The sequence below is a fragment of the Paraburkholderia sp. DHOC27 genome (genome assembly GCF_003429005.1).
Classification (GTDB): domain Bacteria; phylum Pseudomonadota; class Gammaproteobacteria; order Burkholderiales; family Burkholderiaceae; genus Paraburkholderia.
Genome location: NZ_QVQV01000015.1, coordinates 25034 through 46316 on the forward strand (window position 1 = coordinate 25034; position 21283 = coordinate 46316).

The 21283-nt window shown below is 63.5% G+C and carries 18 protein-coding genes and 1 riboswitch; of the genes, 11 read left to right on the plus strand and 7 right to left on the minus strand.

All coding sequences use genetic code 11. The features are described 5' to 3' along the window. Positions 1-164 precede the first annotated feature (164 nt). Entirely contained in the window at positions 165-1910 is a 1746-nt protein-coding gene (locus D0B32_RS31675; RefSeq protein WP_117338477.1) for an OmpA family protein, read from the plus strand. Between the two features lie 140 nt (positions 1911-2050). On the opposite strand, the gene D0B32_RS31680 is transcribed toward D0B32_RS31675, so the two are convergent. After that, on the minus strand, positions 2051-3004 hold the full coding sequence (locus D0B32_RS31680) for a LysR family transcriptional regulator (RefSeq protein ID WP_117338363.1): 954 nt from the start codon (positions 3002-3004) through the stop codon (positions 2051-2053). 272 nt (positions 3005-3276) lie between these two features. Here D0B32_RS31680 and D0B32_RS31685 point away from each other — a divergent pair, with 272 nt between their 5' ends. The 10 genes from D0B32_RS31685 to D0B32_RS31730 all read left to right on the plus strand — a co-directional run bounded on the left by D0B32_RS31685 (position 3277) and on the right by D0B32_RS31730 (position 14606). Continuing rightward, complete coding sequence (locus D0B32_RS31685; protein ID WP_117338366.1) at positions 3277-4065, plus strand: glycosyltransferase family A protein; 789 nt, start codon at positions 3277-3279, stop codon at positions 4063-4065. Positions 4066-4159: 94 nt separating this feature from the next. After that, positions 4160-4295, plus strand: a riboswitch (S-adenosyl-L-homocysteine riboswitch). Between the two features lie 31 nt (positions 4296-4326). Next, positions 4327-5748: an adenosylhomocysteinase gene (gene ahcY, locus D0B32_RS31690; RefSeq protein WP_117338367.1), complete on the plus strand. Its 1422-nt coding sequence runs from the start codon at positions 4327-4329 to the stop codon at positions 5746-5748. Positions 5749-5871: 123 nt separating this feature from the next. Continuing rightward, on the plus strand, positions 5872-6225 hold the full coding sequence (locus D0B32_RS31695) for a phage holin family protein (protein WP_117338369.1): 354 nt from the start codon (positions 5872-5874) through the stop codon (positions 6223-6225). Positions 6226-6258: 33 nt separating this feature from the next. Further along, positions 6259-7089, plus strand: coding sequence for a methylenetetrahydrofolate reductase [NAD(P)H] (metF, locus tag D0B32_RS31700; RefSeq protein WP_117338370.1), 831 nt, complete (start codon positions 6259-6261; stop codon positions 7087-7089). A 342-nt stretch (positions 7090-7431) separates the two neighbouring features. After that, the gene (locus tag D0B32_RS31705; RefSeq protein ID WP_117338371.1) at positions 7432-9060 is read left to right on the plus strand and encodes an ABC transporter substrate-binding protein; all 1629 of its coding nucleotides are present in this window, start codon (positions 7432-7434) and stop codon (positions 9058-9060) included. A 144-nt stretch (positions 9061-9204) separates the two neighbouring features. Beyond that, a complete protein-coding gene (locus D0B32_RS31710; RefSeq protein ID WP_117338373.1) occupies positions 9205-10215 on the plus strand; it encodes an ABC transporter permease subunit in 1011 nt (336 codons plus the stop codon). Positions 10216-10383: 168 nt separating this feature from the next. Then, positions 10384-11301 (plus strand): ABC transporter permease subunit, encoded by a 918-nt coding sequence (locus tag D0B32_RS31715; RefSeq protein ID WP_117338375.1) that lies wholly within the window; start codon positions 10384-10386, stop codon positions 11299-11301. A gap of 92 nt (positions 11302-11393) precedes the next feature. Next, positions 11394-12386 (plus strand): ABC transporter ATP-binding protein, encoded by a 993-nt coding sequence (locus tag D0B32_RS31720; protein WP_259295232.1) that lies wholly within the window; start codon positions 11394-11396, stop codon positions 12384-12386. Next, complete coding sequence (locus D0B32_RS31725; protein WP_117338377.1) at positions 12383-13405, plus strand: peptide ABC transporter ATP-binding protein; 1023 nt, start codon at positions 12383-12385, stop codon at positions 13403-13405. Before D0B32_RS31720 ends, D0B32_RS31725 begins: the two co-directional genes overlap by 4 nt. Then, positions 13398-14606: a TraB/GumN family protein gene (locus D0B32_RS31730; protein ID WP_117338379.1), complete on the plus strand. Its 1209-nt coding sequence runs from the start codon at positions 13398-13400 to the stop codon at positions 14604-14606. Before D0B32_RS31725 ends, D0B32_RS31730 begins: the two co-directional genes overlap by 8 nt. 3 nt (positions 14607-14609) lie before the next feature. On the opposite strand, the gene D0B32_RS31735 is transcribed toward D0B32_RS31730, so the two are convergent. The 6 genes from D0B32_RS31735 to pxpB all read right to left on the minus strand — a co-directional run bounded on the left by D0B32_RS31735 (position 14610) and on the right by pxpB (position 21084). Continuing rightward, entirely contained in the window at positions 14610-16415 is a 1806-nt protein-coding gene (locus D0B32_RS31735) for a tetratricopeptide repeat protein (RefSeq protein ID WP_117338380.1), read from the minus strand. Positions 16416-16632: 217 nt separating this feature from the next. Then, the gene (locus D0B32_RS31740) at positions 16633-17589 is read right to left on the minus strand and encodes a DUF979 domain-containing protein (RefSeq protein WP_117338382.1); all 957 of its coding nucleotides are present in this window, start codon (positions 17587-17589) and stop codon (positions 16633-16635) included. Continuing rightward, a complete protein-coding gene (locus D0B32_RS31745) occupies positions 17586-18467 on the minus strand; it encodes a DUF969 domain-containing protein (protein WP_117338384.1) in 882 nt (293 codons plus the stop codon). The genes D0B32_RS31740 and D0B32_RS31745 overlap by 4 nt, the downstream gene beginning before the upstream one ends. 127 nt (positions 18468-18594) lie before the next feature. Beyond that, on the minus strand, positions 18595-19347 hold the full coding sequence (pxpA, locus tag D0B32_RS31750) for a 5-oxoprolinase subunit PxpA (protein WP_117338386.1): 753 nt from the start codon (positions 19345-19347) through the stop codon (positions 18595-18597). A gap of 19 nt (positions 19348-19366) precedes the next feature. Continuing rightward, positions 19367-20419 (minus strand): biotin-dependent carboxyltransferase family protein, encoded by a 1053-nt coding sequence (locus D0B32_RS31755; RefSeq protein ID WP_117338387.1) that lies wholly within the window; start codon positions 20417-20419, stop codon positions 19367-19369. Further along, positions 20416-21084 carry a 5-oxoprolinase subunit PxpB gene (pxpB, locus tag D0B32_RS31760; RefSeq protein WP_404935630.1) on the minus strand — a complete coding sequence of 223 codons (669 nt, stop codon included), beginning with the start codon at positions 21082-21084 and terminating at the stop codon, positions 20416-20418. Before pxpB ends, D0B32_RS31755 begins: the two co-directional genes overlap by 4 nt. Positions 21085-21283: the final 199 nt, after the last annotated feature.

The following is a 21283-nucleotide window of genomic DNA, read 5'->3' on the forward strand; positions in this document are numbered from 1 at the left end:
GGTTGAGCGGTTTTGAAATAGATTAAGACCAGGCGTTTTTGCGCTTCATTTTGATCATGTAATTAATCTTGTCGACTCGTTTTTGAGATTTTCACGCCTCTATAATTTCGCGGCGAAAATGAGCGTGTCAGGTGGCGCGTTCGGAAATTCAAGGAAGCGAGTCGATGAGTATTAATGTGATTCAACTGATTCAAGCCGCGCTGTCTGACGGAGTCGTGCGGCAGTTGTCCGAACGCATCGGACTGCCGCCTGATGCAACCGGTAAGGTGATCGGTACGGCAGCGCCCGCGCTGATCGCGGCACTGATGCAAAAGGGCTCCACGCTCGAAGGCACGCGTTCGCTGTACTCCGCGATCATGTCGCCGGACGTTAACGCTCACATTGGCGAACAACTGCCGCAACTGCTGTCGAGCACGGCCGGCATGAGCCAGCTCGAAGGCATGGGCCGGCATTTGCTGGAACGCGTGCTGGATCGTCGCGTCGACGGCCTGAGCGACACCGTCGCGGCCCAGACTGGCGTCCCCGCGCACTCCACGCATGCACTGACGGGCATCGTTGGCGCCACGCTGCTGGGCGTGCTCAAGCGGCATTTCCAGGGCGGCGGTAATGTCGGCCAGTTGCCCACGCTGCTTGGGCATCAACTGCCGTTCATTGGCGGTTTTTTGAACGACGGTCTGTTGTCGGCGCTTGGCGCGGGCGGCGTTGCCGCGTTCGTGGGCAATGTCCTCACGCAATTGAAGGCGGTTTCCGCTCACATCGACCATCCGGTTGCACCGGCTACGCCGGTGGCGCAATCCACGCCTTCCTCGCAAGGCACGCCCCGCGTGCCGGTCGACGCCGTGCTGCGTGAAGAGAAGCGCTCGCACAAATGGCTGTGGTGGCTGCTGGCCGCCATTGCGGCCGTACTGGCGTTCCTGTTCCTGCGTGGCTGTCATGAGGACCAGACTGCACAGGTCGCCGCACCCGCGCAGCAGGCGTCCGGCGCCATGGTAGCCTCCGCGCCCGAGGCAGCCTCCGCTGTGGCGGCTTCCGATGTCGCTGCTTCGGCACCTCTCGCGTCTGAAGCGACGGCTGCCAGCGCGGCAGAAGCGTCGCAACCGGCCGCCGCGCCGGCACCGACCAAAGACAGCCTGCTGACCTTCACGGTGGACGCAGCCGGCAAGCCGACGCTGAATGCAACGGTTGGTAGCGAGGCCGAGAAGGCCGCATTGCTCGACGCGTTGACCAGGAAGTTCGGCGCCGACCACTTCAACGCGAACATCACCGTCGACCCGGACACCAAGCCGGCCGACTGGCTCTCGCACGTCGACGCCCTGTTGCCGCTGATGGCATTGCCGGGCGCGGAAGTGAAAGTGAACGGCGCGCATATCGAACTGAGCGGCGCGGCAGCGAATGCCAAGCTCGGCTGGCTGGACCGCCTGAAGGCACTGTTCGGCGCGTCGTATGACATCGGCTCGTTCAATGTGGATCAAGCCGTGGCCAACGCTACGCAATCGTTCCGCAGCGCCATCAAGGGACTGCTCTCGCCGGACAGCTCGTGCACCACGGCGGATGTCGTCAAGGTGCTGAATCTGCAGGTGATCAACTTCGCAAGCGCCAGCGCCCATGTGCCGGCTTCGGCGGTGGACGACCTGCGTCAGTCGGCGCAAGTGCTGATGGCTTGCGCGCACAACGGCAGCGCACCGAAGCTGGAAGTGGCGGGCTATTCGGACAACGTAGGCGGTGCGCAGGCCAACCTGCAACTGTCGAAGAAGCGTGCGGAATCGGTGCGCGCGTTCCTCGTCAAGACTGGCGTGCCGGCTGATTCGTTGACCGCACAGGGTTACGGCGATGCGCGTCCGGTGGCGAGCAACGACACCGCGAGCGGCCGCTTTGCAAACCGCCGCATCGAGTTTGTCACGGCGCAGTAAGCGTCGAAGGGGTGTAGACAGCGCTTGCAGTTGATTTACCGCGCTGCGTGAAATGCCGTCCGGCGTGAGCCGGGCGGCATTTTTTATTGCGTTGGCTTTGCTGCGTTGGCGCTATTGCGCCGAGTTGCTTACGAGTTGTTTTACGGCGAGGTCGTCGCAGGCGCCGCGCCGCTGATGCCGATATTCGGCCAGTGCATGAGATCGTCGCCGGCCTGCGCTTGCAGCGTTTCGCGCGCCACGTCGAGCCAGGCCCGTGCGGCATGCGACAGGTAGCCGTTACGCCGCCAGCCAATCGCCATTTCCCACGGAATCTCGGGTTCGACCACTGGACGGCAGGAGAAGCGCGTCGCATCGAGCCGCCGGCAGTACGGCGCGGGCAAGAGCGCAATGCCGACACCGGCGAGCACCAGCGCCGCCATGAAGTCCCAGTGGCCGCTGCGGCCGACGATGGTCGGCATGAAGCCCGCGTCGCGGCAGGCATTCAACACGACGTCGTTGAGCGCGAGACTCTCGCCATAGAACACGAACGGCTCCGCGCCAAGGTCCGCCAGCGGCACCTGCTGCATGGCGTCCCACCGCGAGCCGCGCCGCGCCACCAGCCACAGCACCTGATGGGTGATCGGCAGCACGTCGATGTGCTCCGGGTCAACGGGTTGCAACACGCCGCCCAGCTCCAGTTCTCCGTTGATGAGCGCCGTTTCGATCGCCCGCGAACCCTGTTCGAACAGCTTCAGCTCGATCTTCGGATAGCGCTGCCTGAAGGCCGCGATGGCCGGTGTGAAGAGCGAGCCGCCCATTGGCGGGATGCCGATGGTCAACTGGCCGCGTTCCATCGCATCCAGATCGTTGAGCTCCGCCTGCAACTGGGCGTGCACCGCCAATACGTCCTGACCGCGCTGATAGACGATGCGTCCGGCGTCGGTGAGCACCATCTGACGGCCGTCGCGCAGCAGGAGCGGCGTGCCGATTTCGTCCTCCAGCGATTTCACCATCTTGCTGATGGTCGGCTGCGTGACGAACATCTGCTCGGCCGCGCCGGTAAAGCTCTGCTGGCGCACGACTTCGACGAAATAGCGCAGGGCACGAAGTTCCACGATGTCAGGCTCCGGAATTCCAAAATGGAATGGTTGAGGTAATGGTGAGTGATTATAGTTATATTGAGGGTAGGGATCGAGGGGGGGGGCGTTGCGATAACGCAAGGTGAGCACGCCGCGACACTCTGGCTCACCGTGTTTTCAGGATGCGTCTGCGCGCACTCGAACTATGATTGAAGGTCGTTCCAGCCGCGTCTGCCCTGGCATTCGCGCGCTCGAATCATCGAGCCGTTGGTTTCCTTTCCCGCCGTTTTAGCCGCTTCGCCGTTCCCATGCTGCCCATTTCGATCATCGTCCCTTGCTACAACGCCGCCGCCACCCTGGCCCGCACGCTCGAAAGCTGTCTGATCCAGCCGGAAGCGGCGCAGATCATCGTCGTGGACGACGGCTCCGCCGATGATTCGATGGCGATCGTTCGGCAATACGGCGAACGCGATGCCCGCGTCGGTCTGTTGCCCATGCCGGTGAACGGCGGCGCGGCGCGGGCGCGCAACTGGGGTGCGCTGCATGCCGATCAGCCGCTGCTCGCTTTCATCGACGCCGACGACGAGTATTTCCCCGCCGCGCTGGCGGCAGCGAGCCTCTATCTCGAACAGCATCCCGCCGAGGCGGCGATTCGCCTCGACGTCGAATTCAGCGGCTTTCCGGCAGATATCACCACGCACAGCGCGTTTGATTCGCTCGGCGCCACGCTCAGCAACACGGTGCCCAGCAGCCTCGTCATACGCCGTGCTGCGTTTGCCGCGTTGGGCGGATTTCCGATGGACGCTTTCTTTCGTCGCAACGGCGGCGAAGATGGCGCGTTTTCGTGGGCGCTGCGTGAGTTGTTCGGCAACCAGCGCCTCGTCGATAGCAAGCGCGTGCGCATGCATTACCACGCGCGCATCCACGCTGAACGTTACTTCCGGATTTTCATGGGCATGCAGCAGGCGCGTCCCGAAGATGTTGCCGAATCGTTCCGTCTGTCGGAGGTATTCGTCGAAGCCGCCAAGGCCAATCTCGCCCAACTGCGTGCGTTGAGCGCACCCGCGCCAGAAGCCGCAACAACCCACCCCACCTAGCCGAAACCACACTCGCGCGGCTGCCCTGCAAGGCCGTATCGACCCTCCCGCCGCGTCACCCCGAATCCATCTCGATTTGCTACAATCGCCATTCGTCTCCGAGGAGCGTTGCGACAGGGGCGGTGAATCGAGATTCGCCGGATACCTGCCAGGCTCGGAGACTTTCAATCGGACGGACTGAAGGCGCTATGCGCTTCAGAAACCACCGCATCGAACGGCGCTCACGTCAAATTTCTAGTCATTTTTAGAAAGGAGGGCGTGATGAACGCCGCAGTCTACGATTCCAAAGATTCCCAGGACTTCATCGTTGCCGACCTGTCGCTTGCCGACTGGGGCCGCAAGGAACTGAACATCGCCGAGACCGAAATGCCCGGTCTCATGCAGACGCGCGAAGAGTACAAGACGCAGCAGCCGCTGAAGGGCGCGCGCATCGCGGGTTCGCTGCACATGACCATCCAGACGGGCGTGCTGATCGAAACGCTGACGGCACTCGGCGCCGACGTGCGTTGGGCATCGTGCAACATCTTCTCGACCCAGGATCACGCTGCCGCGGCGATCGCCAAGGCCGGCACGCCGGTGTTCGCGTTCAAGGGCGAATCGCTCGACGAATACTGGGAGTTCTCGCACCGCATTTTCGAATGGCCGAACGGCGAATTCGCCAACATGATTCTCGACGACGGCGGCGACGCCACGTTGCTGCTGATCCTCGGCTCGAAGGCAGAAAAGGACCGCTCGGTCATCGCCAAGCCGACCAACGAAGAAGAAATCGCGCTGTACAAGTCGATCGAACGTCACCTCGACGCCGACCCGACCTGGTACTCGACGCGTCTCGCGCACATCAAGGGCGTGACGGAAGAAACCACGACCGGCGTGCATCGTCTGTATCAGATGGAGAAGGAAGGGCGTCTTCCGTTCCCGGCCATCAACGTCAACGATTCGGTCACGAAGTCGAAGTTCGACAACCTGTATGGCTGCCGTGAGTCGCTGGTCGACGGTATCAAGCGTGCAACGGACGTGATGATCGCCGGCAAGATTGCTGTCGTGGCTGGTTACGGCGACGTGGGCAAGGGCTGCGCGCAATCGCTGCGTGGTCTGGGTGCGACGGTGTGGGTCACGGAAATCGATCCGATCTGCGCGCTGCAAGCGGCAATGGAAGGCTACCGTGTCGTGACGATGGAATACGCTGCCGACAAGGCCGACATCTTCGTGACGGCCACCGGCAACTTCCACGTGATCGGTCATGACCACCTGAAGGCGATGCGCAACAACGCGATCGTCTGCAACATCGGTCACTTCGATTCGGAAATCGACATTGCTTCGACCCGTCAGTACACGTGGGAAAACATCAAGCCGCAAGTCGACCACATCATTTTCCCGGACGGCAAGCGCGTCATCCTGCTGGCTGAAGGCCGCCTCGTGAACCTGGGTTGCGCCACGGGCCACCCGTCGTTCGTGATGTCGAACTCGTTCACCAACCAGACGCTCGCGCAGATCGAACTCTTCACCGAAGGCGCGAAGTACGAGAACAAGGTGTACGTGCTGCCGAAGCATCTCGACGAGAAGGTGGCGCGCCTGCATCTGGCGCGTATCGGCGTGGATCTGACCGTGCTGTCGGACGAACAGGCCGGCTATATCGGCGTCGACAAGAACGGTCCGTTCAAGCCGAACCACTACCGTTACTAAGCAGGTTCACGGCAGGCAACCAGGCGGGCCGTCACGACGGCTCGCCCGATGGCGCGGCGCGCATTACGGCCGCGCCTGCCTGCTCCGCTCAATCAAGGACTCTCGGCCCAACAGGAGCTTTACATGACCTTGCTGCTGACCTGGGTGATCAATGCGCTCGCGCTCCTGATCATCACCTACCTCGTGCCGTCGATTCACATTCGCAGCTTCGGCACCGCGCTGATCGTGGCGGTGGTGCTTGGCCTCATCAACACCGTGCTGCGGCCGGTGCTGATTCTGCTGACGCTGCCGGTGACGATTCTCACGCTAGGACTCTTCATTCTGGTGGTCAATGCGCTGTGCTTCTGGCTGTGCGCGTCGCTGCTGAAGGGGTTCGAAGTATCGGGGTTCTGGTCGGCGTTCATTGGCTCGATCCTGTACAGCATTGTTTCGTGGCTGCTGTCCGCGCTCATCTTCGGCAATCGCAGTCTTGGCTGAAGTGGGCTGAATTTTTACCACGGCGATTGAGTCATGAACCCGCTCGAACTCTCATTCGAATTCTTCCCGCCGAAGACGCCGGATGGCGTCGAGAAGCTGCGCGCCACCCGCGCGCAACTCGCGGCGCTGAAGCCGAAGTTTGTCTCCGTCACGTTTGGTGCCGGTGGGTCGACGCAGCAAGGCACGCTCGATACCGTCGTCGATATGGCGAAGGACGGTCTCGAGGCCGCGCCGCATCTGTCGTGCATCGGCTCGTCGAAGGACAGCCTGCGGGCCATCCTCAACGAGTACCGCGCGCACGGCATCCGTCATATCGTCGCGTTACGCGGCGATCTGCCCTCCGGCATGGGCTCGGTTGGTGAACTGCGCTACGCATCGGAACTGGTGAGCTTTATCCGCGCCGAATTCGGCGACTGGTTCTGGATCGAAGTGGCGGGCTACCCCGAGTACCACCCGCAGTCGCGCTCGCCGCGCCACGACCTCGAGAACTTTGCCCGCAAGGTGAAGGCCGGGGCCAACTCGGCGATCACGCAGTACTTCTTCAACGCGGACGCGTACTTCCGCTTTGTCGACGATGCCCGCAAGCTCGGCGTCGACGTGCCTATCGTGCCCGGCATCATGCCGATCACCAACTTCTCGCAGTTGATGCGTTTCTCCGAGATGTGCGGCGCGGAAGTGCCGCGCTGGGTGGCGCGCAGGCTCGAAAGCTACGGCGACGATCGCGAGTCGATTCGTGCCTTCGGACTGGATGTGGTCGCTGATCTGTGCCAGCGGCTCGTCGATGCACGCGTGGCGGGGCTGCACTTCTACACCCTTAACAACGCAGCGGCCACCCAGGCCATCTGCGAGCGGCTGGGCGCGTAAACGTCGAGCTTCGGCCATACACCGCGCGGTCCTCGCGCCGCGCGGTGCTCTTCCTTGCCAATCAGCCGTCCCGCTTTCCCGTCCCGCTCCCCGTCCTGTCTCCCCGCGCCTGCTTAAGCGCCGTGCAATCCACGCTGACAGCCTAAAATAGCCTGAGATGCCTGCTTTTGCGCACGCACGGCGTGCGCTACCCCGGCGCAACCCACCGTGACCCGCCGTGGATCAAAGTCAAGGATTGTTTCCAATCGTCAACTGAAGCATTTTCCTCCGCTTGTTGCAGCGAGCCATGCTTAGTAATATCGCGCTACGCTGGTGAAAGCCAGCCTCGAACCTGGAGGAAACATGAAGCAAAACAATCTGTTGCGCGCCGCGCGGATCACGACGCTCGTCGCAGCCGCAGCGGTATCGATGGTTGGCGCCAGCGTGGCGCATGCCGCGATTCCGAAAAAAACCCTGGTCTACTGCTCAGAAGGCAGCCCTGCGGGTTTCGATCCTGCCCAATACACCACGGGCACTGATTTCACGGCCAATACGTTCACCGTCTTCAATCGCCTCGTCGAATTCGAACGCGGCGGTACCAAGGTCGAGCCGGGCCTCGCTGAGAAATGGGACGTCTCGCCGGATGGCAAGACCTATACGTTCCATCTGCGTCATGGCGTCAAATTCCAGACCACGGCGTACTTCAAGCCGACCCGCGAATTCAATGCGGACGACGTCGTGTTCACGTTCCAGCGCATGCTCGATCCGACCATGCCGTTCAACAAGGCGTACCCGGCGCAATTCCCGTACTTCACGGACATGGGCCTCGACAAGCTGATCGACAAGGTCGAGAAGGTCGACCCGTACACGGTGCGCTTCACGCTGAAGGAAGTGAACGCTCCGTTCATCCAGAACATGGCGATGGAGTTTGCGTCCATCCAGTCGGCTGAGTACGCGGATTCGCTGATGAAGGCGGGCAAGGCAGCCGACCTCAATCAAAAGCCGGTGGGCACGGGCCCGTTCATTTTCCGCAGCTATACGAAGGACGCCACGATCCGTTTCGACGGCAATCCTGACTATTGGAAGCCGAACGAAGTGAAGATCTCCAAGCTGATCTTCGCCATCACGCCGGATGCCGGCGTGCGCGTGCAGAAGCTGAAGCGCGACGAATGCCAGGTGATGAGCTATCCGCGTCCGGCGGACATCGCGCCGCTGAAGGCGGAAAGCAGCATTGCCATGCCGTCGCAGCCGGGCTTCAACCTGGGCTACCTGTCGTACAACGTGCAGCACAAGCCGCTGGATAACGTCGATGTGCGCAAGGCGCTCGACATGGCGATCAACAAGAAGGCGATCATCGACTCCGTCTACCAGGGCGCAGGCCAGTCCGCGACGAATCCGATGCCGCCAACGCAGTGGTCGTACGACAAGGGCTTGCCGAGCCTGTCCTACGATCCGGCCAAGGCCAAGGAACTGCTTGCCAAGGCGGGTCTCTCGAATGGCTTTGACATCACGCTGTGGGCCATGCCCGTGCAGCGCGCCTACAACCCGAACGCACGCCTGATGTCGGAAATGATCCAGGCGGATTGGGCCAAGGTCGGCGTGCGCGCGAAGATCGTCACGTATGAGTGGGGCGAGTACATCAAGCGTGCTCACGCAGGTGAAGACGATTCGATGTTGATTGGCTGGACCGGCGACAACGGCGATCCGGACAACTGGCTCGGCACGCTGCTCGGCTGCGAGGCAATCAACGGCAACAACTTCGGCAAGTGGTGCTACAAGCCGTTCGACGATCTGATCCAGAAGGGCCGTACGACTTCGGATCAAGGCCAGCGCACGCAGATCTATACGCAGGCGCAGCAGATCTTCGCGCAGCAGTTGCCGTTCTCGCCGATCGCGCACTCGACGGTGTATCAGCCGGTCAGCAAGAAGGTGACCGACATGCGCATCGAGCCGCTGGGTTATGCACGCTTCGACGGTGTGGGCGTGCAATAAGGCGAGCCGTCTGGCTTGCCGCAATGACTGACGCAGTCCGTTTTTCGCACGGTTAGAAAACTGGTCGAAATGGTCCGGCGACCGGGGTCACAAGCCCTCGTCGCCGGTTGTGTTTTCCGTTCATCAAGACCAAGGGGACAAACCATGTTTCGTTTTGTCTTGCGCCGCGTTGGCATGGTGATACCGACTTTCATCGGCATCACGATCCTCGCGTTTGCGCTGATTCACCTGATACCCGGCGACCCGATCGAAGTGATGATGGGCGAGCGCGGGGTCGATCCGGCGATGCACGCCGCGGCCATGCACCGGCTCGGCCTCGATGAGCCGCTGCCGGTTCAATATCTCCACTATGTCGGGCGCGCGCTGCATGGCGACCTCGGCATGTCGATCATCACCAACACCAGCGTGATGGACGAGTTCCTTGCCCGCTTCCCGGCCACGGTCGAACTGTCCATCTGCGCGATGCTGTTCGCCCTCATCGTGGGACTGCCGGCCGGTGTATTCGCAGCGCTGCGGCGCGGTACGGTCGTCGATCATGGCGTGATGGGCACGGCCCTCACCGGCTATTCGATGCCTATCTTCTGGTGGGGTTTGATTCTCATCATGCTGTTCTCGGTGAAGCTCGGCTGGACGCCCGTGTCGGGACGTATCGCCGTCGAGTACGACATTCCACACGTCACCGGTTTCATGCTGATCGATTCGTTGATGTCCACCGACGAAGGCGCGTTCACGTCCGCGGTGAGTCATCTGATTCTGCCGGCCATCGTGCTCGGTACGATTCCGCTGGCGGTGGTGGCGCGCATGACGCGTTCGTCCATGCTGGAAGTACTGCGTGAGGATTACATCCGCACGGCGCGCGCGAAGGGTTTGTCGCCGGGGCGGGTGATCGTCGTGCATGCATTGCGTAATGCGCTGATACCGGTGGTGACGGTGATTGGTTTGCAGGTGGGCACGCTGCTCGCGGGCGCGGTGCTGACGGAGACCTTGTTCTCGTGGCCCGGGGTCGGCAAGTGGCTGATCGATGCGATCAGCCGGCGCGATTACCCGGTGGTACAGGGCGGCATTCTGATGATCGCCACCCTCGTGATCGTCGTGAATCTGATCGTCGATCTGTTGTACGGCGTGCTGAATCCACGCATTCGCCATACGAGGTAAAAAGACTATGCACCCCCACGCTCACATTCGTTCGCTGCCCCCCGAGGGGGCCCATGCCTCCCTTGAGGCGGCTCTGCGGGAGGGAATCATGCACCCCCACGCTCACATTCGTTCGCTGCCCCCCGAGGGGGCGCATGCCTCCCTTGAGGCGGCTCTGCGGGAGGCATGATGTCCGACATCCAAAACAGCATCCCCAGTGCAGTCACGCCGCCAGGCGGGCGGGCGCTCGCGGCCCGCGAATTCTGGGCAAACTTTTCCCGTAACCGTGGCGCGGTCACGGCCGGCGTGGTCGTGTTGCTGCTGATTTTCGTCGCGGTGTTCGCGCCGTTGATCGCTCCACATAGTCCAATCGAGCAGTACCGCGACTACGTGAAGATTCCGCCCGCGTGGCTCGACGGCGGCAACTGGAAGTTCATCCTCGGCACCGACGAAGCGGGCCGCGACATCCTCTCGCGCCTCATGTACGGCGCGCGGCTGTCGTTCTGGATCGGCTTCGTCTCGGTCGTGCTCGCGCTGATTCCGGGCGTCGTGCTCGGTCTCATCGCGGCTTTCTTCGAGAAGTGGGCCGATACGCCGATCATGCGCATCATGGACGTGCTGCTCGCGTTGCCGTCGCTGTTGCTGGCGGTCGCCGTGGTCGCGATCATCGGTCCCGGTCTGATCAATACCATGCTCGCCATTGCGATCGTCGCATTGCCGGGCTACGTGCGTCTGACGCGCGCATCGGCGCTCGGTGAATTGCAGAAGGAGTACGTCACGGCGTCGCGCGTGGCCGGTGCCGGCACCGCACGTTTGATGTTCTCGCAGGTGCTGCCGAACTGCACCGCGCCGCTGATCGTGCAGGCCACTCTCGGTTTTTCCTCGGCAATTCTCGATGCCGCCGCGCTCGGCTTTCTCGGCCTTGGCGTGCAACCGCCATCGGCGGAATGGGGCGCCATGCTGGCTTCGGCGCGTGACTATATCGACAGCGCGTGGTGGATCGTCACCATGCCCGGTCTGTCCATCCTGATCTCGGTGCTGGCGATCAACCTGCTCGGCGACGGGCTGCGCGACGCGCTCGACCCCAAACTGAAACGGATGGCCTAATGAAACAATCACCACATTCGCTTTATGCGCCGTCCCCGGACGGTGCGGGTCTGCACGCTGCGGGCGGTGCCGCGCGCGCTGGCGGCAATCTGCTGACCATCCGCAATCTGGCGGTGAACTTCAACGGCCTGCCTGCCGTCGATCGTATCAACCTGGACGTGGCCTCCGGTGAAGTGCTCGGCGTGGTCGGTGAGTCTGGTTCAGGCAAGAGCGTGACGATGATGGCGCTGATGGGCCTGATCGATGCGCCCGGCAAGGTCAGCGCCGACGAGATCCGTTTCGACGGCAAGGATCTGCTGAACGCCTCGCCGAAGGAGCGTCGCAAGATCATCGGCAAAGACATTGCCATGGTGTTCCAGGATGCGCTCACCAGTCTGAATCCGAGCTACACGGTCGGCTATCAGATCAAGGAAGTCCTGAAACTGCACGAATGCTTGCGTGGCGCGGCGCTGCATCAGCGCGCGCTTGAACTGCTCGATCAGGTCGGCATTCCGGACGCAAAAAGCCGCATCGAATCGTTTCCGCATCAGATGTCAGGCGGCATGAACCAGCGCGTGATGATCGCGATGGCGGTGGCCTGCAATCCCAAGCTGCTGATTGCCGATGAGCCGACCACTGCGCTGGATGTCACGATCCAGGCGCAGATTATGGAATTGCTCGTGAAGCTGCAGAAGGAACGCGGCATGGCGCTCGTGCTGATTTCGCACGATCTGGCCGTGGTGTCCGAAGTGGCGCAGCGCGTGGCCGTGATGTATGCGGGTGAGATCATCGAGACCAACAAGGTGCCGGATATCTTCGCCGCGCCGCATCATCCGTACACCGAAGCGCTGCTGGCTGCGATTCCCGAGCACAATGTCGGCGCGGTGCGGCTGGCTGCGTTGCCGGGTATGGTGCCGGGCCGCGACGACCGGCCCAAAGGGTGCCTGTTCGCGCCGCGCTGCAAGTACGTAGTGGACGACTGCATGAAGGCGCGGCCGGCGCTGACGCCGTTGCAAGGTCATGCGGAAGTGGCCAAGGTACGCTGTATCAAGCCGCTGAATCTCACTGGCGATGCCAACATCCACACGCAAGGAGGCGCACGATGAATGCAGTACCCGAAACGCGGCGCCCCGCGGGTCAGGCGGGCGGCGATCATGTGCTGGTCGCAGATCAACTGGCGCGCCATTACTCGGTGCGGCGTGGCATGTTTGGTCACGGCACCGTCAAGGCGCTGAATGGCGTGTCGTTCTCGCTGGATCGCGGCAAGACGCTGGCGGTGGTGGGCGAATCCGGTTGCGGCAAGTCCACGCTTGCGCGTCAGTTGACCATGATCGAAGGGCCGACCGCCGGCCGGTTGATGATCGACGGTGAGGACGTCGCCGGTGCGGATCACGCGCGCATTGCCGCCTTGCGGCGCCGCGTGCAGATGGTGTTCCAGAATCCGTTTGCCTCGCTGAATCCGCGCAAGACCGTCGAGCAGACCTTGGGCGAGCCGCTCGCCATCAACACGCAGTTGAGCGCGACCGAACGCGCCGAGCGGATCGCGCAGATGATGCGCACAGTGGGTCTGCGGCCCGAGCACGCCAAGCGCTATCCGCACATGTTCTCGGGCGGTCAGCGGCAACGCGTGGCGATTGCGCGCGCGATGATTCTCGATCCGCAGATCGTGGTCGCGGATGAGCCGGTTTCCGCGCTCGATGTGTCGATCCAGGCGCAGATTCTCAATCTGTTCATGGATCTGCAGGCGCAGTTCAAGACCAGCTACGTATTCATCTCGCACAATCTGTCGGTGGTGGAGCATATTGCCGACGATGTGATGGTGATGTACTTCGGTGGCGTCGTCGAACTGGGCGACAAGAAGCGCATTTTCTCGAAGCCGCGTCATCCGTACACGCGGGCGTTGATGTCGGCGACACCGTCCATCTTCGAGGCGGATCGCACCATCAAGATCAAACTCCAGGGCGAGATGCCGTCGCCGCTCAATCCGCCTTCGGGCTGCACGTTTCATCAGCGTTGCCCGTATGCCATTGACCGATGCCGTAGCGAGGAGCCCAGGCTGCGCGAAGTGGATGGACGTCAGGTGTCATGCCATCGCGCCGAGGAGGTGGGGGACATGGATGCCTGAAGCGTTGGCGGCGCGTCGTCGTGCGCGCTGCCTGCGTGAAGGCGGCACCCGTGCCGTTTTCACGCGACGCCTGCGCACGTGGCTGCTGGGTTGTGTCACGCTCGCCTGCGTCAGTCATGGTTCGAACTGGCCGATCGCTGCGGCGTTTGCCGCGGGCGCGGCCGCTAACACGCCTGCGCAAAGCGGGCGGCCGGTTTTGCCGCTGCCGGCAGTGCCCGCCGTTCCCGCTGCCCCTGGTCCATCGCCGAGCGCGCCGACTGTGCCAGGCGCACCCACCGCGCCGCCGCCCCCGCGCGCAACCTTGCCGGGCTTCAATCCCCCGCCTGCGAATTCGGGCAATACCACGAGCGGACCCGTGCGCGCGCAGCCCGCGCGCATGCCGTTCTATGTCGCGACACGCGGCAACACGACCATTTATCTGCTGGGCACGCTGCACGTGGGCGACCCCGCCGACTACCCGCCACGCGAGCCGTTCCGTCGCTCGATCCTCGCGGCACTGGCGGCGTCGCCGACCCTGGCGCTAGAACTGTCGCCGGACGATCTGTTGATCTCGCAGGACGATGTGTCGAAGTACGGCGTCTGCCGCCGCGAATGTTTGCCGCAACTGCTGCCGGAGCCGCTCTGGCACAAGCTGGAACTGCGGATGCGCAACAATCCCGCCGCGCTCGACGAGATGAAACGCATGCGGCCGTGGCTCGCCTCATTGCTGGTGGAGACCTACGATTCGCTGAGCGCCGGCTTGCAGACCGAGTACGGCACGGAGGCGCAATTGCAGAACGTGTATCTGCATCAGCGCGGCAAGGTGGTGGGGCTCGAGACGCTGGGCGAGCAGATGCGCGCTTTTACGAGCCTGTCGCTGGCCCAGCAGCGTGAGATGCTGGCGCAGGATCTGATGCAGACGACGGCCGAGAACGTGGCGGACGTGCGCACCTTGCACCGGCTCTGGCAGGTGGGCGATGCCGATGCGCTCTCGGCGTGGCAGGCGGCGAAGTCGGATTCGCTGGCACGCGACAAACGCGTCTCCGATTCCATCGACAACAAGATCGTCAACGAGCGCAACCGGCGTTTCGTGTCGCGCATGATGCTGATCGCCGCGCCCAACAAGCCGGTCTTCGTGGCGATTGGGGCATTGCACCTCGGCGGCCCGAAGGGCGTGCTGCAGTTGCTGCGCCAACGCGGCTTCGTGGTGGAGGCGGGGTGAGGACTACACCTGCTCGCTGCGCAACGCGTCCACGACATTCGCCATCACCGGCGCCCAATCTCCCAGCGTGCTCTGTCTGAAGAGCCGCATGGTCGGATACCACGGCGAATCGCTGCGGTGTTCCAGCCAGCGCCAGTCCGAATTGAACGGCAGCAGCACCCAGACCGGCTTGCCCAACGCGCCGCTCAGATGGGCCACGCCGGTATCGACGGCAATCACCAGATCCAGATTCATCACGAGCGCTGCCGTTTCGGTGAAATCGGTGAGATTGGCGGTGAAATCGAACGGCTGGAAACCGACGGGGGCGTCGGCCAGTTGCGCTTGCGCCGGACCCTTTTGCAGCGAGAACCAGGCAATGTCTTCGGCTTCGCCAAGCGGCGCGAGATCGGCGAACGACATGGAGCGGTAACGGTCGTTGCCGAAGGTCGGGCTGCCCGCCCACACCAGACCAACCTTGAGACGCGTTCCCGCGGCCTCGTCGACACGCACGCGCCAGGCGTCGATCTTCGACGCGTCGGCGGACACATACGGAACATCAGCCGGGATCGTTGACAGCTCCGTACCGACGCACGAAGGCACGCTCATCAGCGGCACCCAGAAATCGTAGCGGCCCTCGGCGTTGCCGCTCCACGCTCGACGTACGCCCGGCGCAGTTTGCGCGAGCGGCACGAGCGGCTCGCGGACACACACGTCGACCGTCGCGCCAAGCTGTTCGAGCGTGCGCGCATAGCGCAGGAACTGGAGTTGATCGCCAAAGCCCTGATCGCCGACCAGCAGGATGCTGCGTCCTTCGAGCGGTTCGCCGTGCCATTCCTGCACGCCTTCGACGGCGATCGCCGCGTAATCCACCGGACGCCAGCGCTTCGCATACGACGCCCAGCCTTCCGCATAGTCGCCACGTTTGAGCAGCGCCCACGCCAGGTTTTGATGGGCGTCGACGTAGTTCGGGTCGATCTGCAACGCGTGCCGGTAAAACACCATCTCTTCGTCCACCTTGGCCTGCGCGGCGAGCGAACCGCCAAGACATACCAGATTGGTCGGGTTCGGATTGATTGCCACGGCAAGACGGTACTGCTGTTCGGCTTCGGCATAGTTGCCGAGTTTGCCGGTCGCGCTGCCCAGGTTGATGTGCGCCTTGGCAAAGCCAGGCCGCAATTCGATGGCACGCCGGAACCGCTCGATGGCGGCGACGCTGTCACCTTTCGCGGTGAGCGCGTTGCCGGCGTTGAAATGCGCCTCGGCGGAGTGAGGGTCGAGCGCGAGCGCCTGTTCATAGCAGGCCAGCGCTTCGTCGTAGCGCTCCAGTTTGGAGAGCGCGGTGCCGAGGTTCAGGCAGGCGTCCGCCATGGACGGATCGAGCGCGAGCGCCTGCTGATACTGATGCACGGCGGCTTCGAGTTGGCCCTGAGCCTGCAAGGTCACGCCGAGGTTGTTGCGCGCGTCTGCGAAATCCGGTTGAAGCTGCAAGGCCTGCAGGTAGCAGCGCACGGCTTCTTCAGGATGCGCGAGGGCGGCCGCGACGAGACCGCGATTGCTCCAGCAGATCGCATCCGTGGGCGCAAGCCGAAGCGCGTTGTCGAGCAGACTGGCAGCGGCGGCGTGATTGCGCCGCTGATGCTGTAGCACGCCGAAGTAATGCAGCGCTTCGACGTGAATGGGATTGATGGTGAGCGCTTCCTCGTAAAGCGGTGCGGCTGCGTCGAGCTGGCCGGCGCGATGCGAATGCAGGGCGTTTGAAACGAGGGCGGAAAGGTAGGACGGCGAGGTTGCTTCGGCGTGCGCGTCGCGGGTGTCGGGGGCGTGGTTCATGATGATCGGCTCGGGAGCGCCGGCTCGCCATGTGCGACGAGCGCGCGAGCCTGGGCGGGTGGATGAATGAACATCCCCCAGCTTAGGTCCCGGGCCTTTCCGCTTCGATCAGATACATCCTAAATTTCGTGACGAGTCGCAGTGGTTGGCGTTTCAGCAGTGGTCGGTTATCCCTTAAAAGGCTTGCGGGGGCCACGAGGGGCGTCACCGAGTCTCGTTACAGGAACATCAGAAAATTGAGCAGGATGATGTTCGCCGCCAGCATGGCCAGCGCAGTAGGCACCTGCACCTTGATCACCGCGTTCTTGTCAGGCAGTTCGAGCAGGGCGGCGGGCACCATGTTGAAGTTGGCGGCCATCGGCGTCATAAGCGTGCCGCAGTAGCCGGAGAACATGCCGATCGCCACCATCACCGCCGGGTTGCCGTGGAACACGCCCACGAGGATTGGCACACCCACGCCGCCGGTCATCACCGGAAAGGCAGCGAAGCCATTGCCCATCACCATCGTAAATACCGCCATGCCGATGCAGTAAATGGCCACCGCCACGAAGCGGTAGTCCAGGTTGACGTAGGCCGTGGTGACGTGCGCGACAGCTTTGCCTACGCCTGCGTCGGAAAACACCAGGCCGAGCATGCCAAGCATCTGCGGCAGCACAGCGGCCCATGACAGGGCATCGACGAGACGGCGCGCTTCTTTCATGGATTGACCGACCGTGTCGCGCGTCATCACGCAGGCCACGGCGAGGGCGATCACGCAGCCAACGCCGAAGCCGATCAGCGTTACGTTCTTCGCTTCGATCAACGGCACGCCGCCGAACACCAGATGACTCGCGGCGAGCGTGATGACGACGGTGACGACCGGAATGGTCAACGCCGGGACGAACAGCTTGTTGCCGAGCCGGCGGGCGCTCGCCTGACGGGCTTCCGGCGACAATACCCTGGGCCGTGCCGCCGTCACGCCGCCAAAGCCGGCGATCAGCGCCATGACGATCACCAGCGCGCCGACTACGGCGGGCGGCAACAGATCGCCAATCAGGAAGATCAACGCGTAGAGAATCCAGAAGCCGCCGGCGCTGATGCGGCGCGGGTGATCCCTGTCGGTGATGATCATGCCGCCGACCACCAGCAGCACGATGCCGAGCAGCCAGAACAGATAGTTGATCGTCAGCGTCATGGCTGGTCTCCGGGCGCCGCGGGGCTGTTTGGAGCGGCGGTCGCGCTGGTGTTCGCTTTCGCTTCAGCTTGAGCGTTGACTTCCGCGTTGGCGTTGGCGTTGGCGTTGGTGCCGGCGTTGAAGGAACCACCGCGACCAGATTCGCCTCCCGCCGTTTGGGCCGGCGTTTGACCCGGCCTGTGGCCCGACACGTGCCCCAACTCCCGGTCGAGCCTGCGATCGAGCAGATAAAGCCGAGAGCCGTGCACGAGCAGTGCGCAGATGGCGGTGGGAATGCCCCACACCGCGACGTGGATCGGTTCGACCTCAATGCCCGCTTCGCGCAGGAAGGTGGTCATCAGCACGATGGCGCCGAAGGCCACGAAGATGTCCTCGCCGAAGAACAGGCCGACGTTATCCGTAGCCGCAGCGAACGCACGCAGGCGATAACGCACGGCATCGGTGAGTGTGCCGTAGCGCGACTCGGCGGCGCCTTCGGTCATCGGCGCGATCAGCGGTCGCACCATCTGCGGATGGCCGCCGAGTCCAGTGAGGCCGACAGCAGCGGTCAGTTCGCGCACCAGCAGATACACGATCAGCAAGCGCCCGGCGGTGGCCGCCTTGATGCTGGCGATCCAGCTCTGCGCGCGTTCGCGCAGCCCATGCCGTTCCAGCAGACCGATCACGGCCAGCGGCAGCAGGATGATCAGCGGGATGTTGCGCGTCTTGATGAAGCCGTTACCGATGGCGTCGAGAATCTGCAACGGCGAGAAGTGCGCGGTCAGCGCGGTGACGACCGCCGCCACGGCCACGATCAGCATCGGATTGAAGCGGAGCACGAAGCCAACGATGATGACGGCCACGCCGATGAGCGGCCATAAATTGACTGCTGTCTGCATCTGGGTCTCCAAACAGGGTGGCCGACATGGCCGGCCGCGTTGGCGTTGCTGCGGCACCTGGCAAACGCCCCGCGCGGGGCGGGGCGTTTGCATACTGCGTGGCGTTGGGTGCGCCTGAGGTGGGGGCTTACGCGCGTGCCGCGCTGGCGGATTGCACGCCGACGCCCGCTTCTTCGAGCGCGGCGCGGATGCGGCGCGCGAACGCCAGCGCATGTGGACCGTCGCCATGCAGACAGATGGTCTGCGCATTGAGCGGCACCCATTGGCCATCCACGGCCTGCACGCGCTGCTCACGCACCATGACGAGCGTGCGCGCCAGCACCGCGTCTTCGTCTTCGAGCAGCGCGCCGGGCTCCTTGCGCGGCACGAGCGAGCCATCGGCGCGGTAGCCACGGTCCGCGAAAACTTCTTCGATGGCTGTGAGGCCGGCTTCGCGCGCCGCGGTCACGAGGCCGCTGTTCGCCAGCGCAAACACCGCTATCGACGGATCGAAGTCGTGCACCGCGGAGACGATCGCATCGGCGATTTTCGGGTCGCGCGCCGCCTGGTTGTAGAGCGCGCCGTGCGGCTTGACGTGCACCACGCGTCCACCTTCCGCCTGGGCGATGGCCGACAGCGCGCCGAGTTGATAGAGCACGCCGGCGTAGATTTCGCGCGCGGGCAGGTCCATCTCCTTGCGGCCGAAATTCTCCGGGTCGTTGAAGCTGGGATGCGCGCCGATCGAGACGCCTTTCTCCACCGCCCAGCGCACGCAGTCGTGCATGGCATTGGCGCCACCCGCGTGCCAGCCGCATGCAATATTCGCCGAACTGACGAGGTCGAGCAGCGCCTCGTCGGATCCACAGCCTTCGCCGAGATCGGCGTTCAAGTCGATTTCCATAGTGTTCCTCTGCGTGTTCTTACAGCGCCGCCACGGCCGACTGGCGTGCGCAGCGTTCCTCGTGCATGGCAATCGCGGCGTCGATCTGCCGCAGATAAGCGCGTTCTTCCAGTAATGCCTGACGCGCCTCGCGCGGCGTCGTCGTGATGAAGCGAATCGCACCGTTCAGGCGGACCTGCGCGAGCTTCCACAAGTCAGCCTGAATCACCGCGCCTATCTTCGGATAGCCGCCCGTGGTCTGCGCGTCGCTCATCAGCACGATGGGCTGGCCGTTCGGCGGCACCTGGATCGTGCCCGGCATCACGGCATGCGATAACAGATCGAGCTTGTGCGTGCGCTTGAGTTCCGTGCCGGCGAGCCGGTAGCCCATGCGATTGCTGTTCGGCGTGACGAGCCATTCATCCGACCAGAACGCCTGCTGAGCCTCGGCGGTGAAGCTGTCGTATTCGGGTCCTCGCAATACGCGAATCGGCACGGCCCACGCCACGCCCGATGGATGCCGGCCGCGCCGCAAAGGCTCGTGGACCAGCACGAACTTGCACCAGGCCGGCGCCTTCACGCCGAATTCCGGCGCCTGCGGGCTGAAGCCGGAGCCGCTGCGCGCCTGTGGCGTACCGATTGGCAAGCGGTCGCCGTCACGCAACGCCCGGCCGCCGAGTCCGCCGAAGTGGCCGGCGAGATCGGTGCTGCGCGAGCCGAGCATCGGCAACACGTCGATGCCGCCGGCAATCGCCACATAGCCGCGCATGCCGCGTTTCGCCGCCTGCAAGGTCAGTTCCTGGCCGGCTTCGACCGGCAGGCTCCACCATGAATAGACCGGCTTGCCGTCGAGCGTCGCACCGAATTCCGTGCCGGTGATCGCGATACGCGTGGAGCGGGGAAAGCGTAGCACGGTAGGGCCGAAGGTGATTTCGAGCCCTGCCGCATCGGGCGCGTTACCGACGAGGCGATTGCCGACTTCGAGCGACAGACGGTCGAGCGCGCCGCTGAGGGCGACGCCGAGATGCCGGTGGCCATGCCGCCCGAGATCCTGAACCGTGGTCAAGAGACCTGCGCGAATCACGTCGATCATGTGTGCATTCCCGCGATCGTGAAGCGCACCCGGTCACCCGGTTGCAGCAAAGTGGGCGAGGCTCGTGCCGGGTCGAACATGGCGAGTTCAGTGCGGCCGATCAACTGCCAGCCGCCGGGCGAAACGGCCGGATAAACGCCGGTCTGCTCGCCGCCGATGCCCACCGATCCGGCCGCGACTTCCGTTCTTGGCGATGCCCGCCGCGGCGTGTGCAGCGCGGCTTCGAGGCCGCCCATGTAGGCGAAGCCGGGTTGAAAGCCGAGGAAAAAGACCACGTAGTCGCCCGCTGCGTGCCGCTCGACCACTTCTCTCGGCGTGAGGCCCGTATGCCGGGCTACCGCTTCCAGATCGGGACCGAATTCGCCGCCGTATTGCACGGGAATCTCGACCACGCGGCCCGGGGCTTCCTTGCCGCCGGGCTTGTCCCATGCCGCCTGCAACTGATTGGTGAGCGCCGCGGGATCGGCCTCGAGTGGGTCGAACACGATGGTCAGGTTGTTCATGCCGGGCACGACTTCCAGCACATGCGGCCAGCCGCGCGCAGCTTCGGCGGCCGCCCAGACGCGCCGCTGGCAATCGAGCGTCGCAGGGGCGGGCGCCTCGCAGACAAGCGCGGCGTCGCCGAACGGGAAGATGCGTGGAGCGTTCATGGCTGATTCATGCATTCAGGTGGACCGCGGGTTCGTTGCGGGTTCTTGGGTTATCGGCATGCGCGGTCGCTTCCCTAAGTGATGGTGCACATTATTGAGAAAATATTGATAAATTATCAATAAGCGTTTTTGCCAGGCATCAAATCAGGCCGCGCGTCGTACACTGCGCTCACCTTAAAACACCGGCTGGCCTCCCGGTTCCCGTCCTGAACGA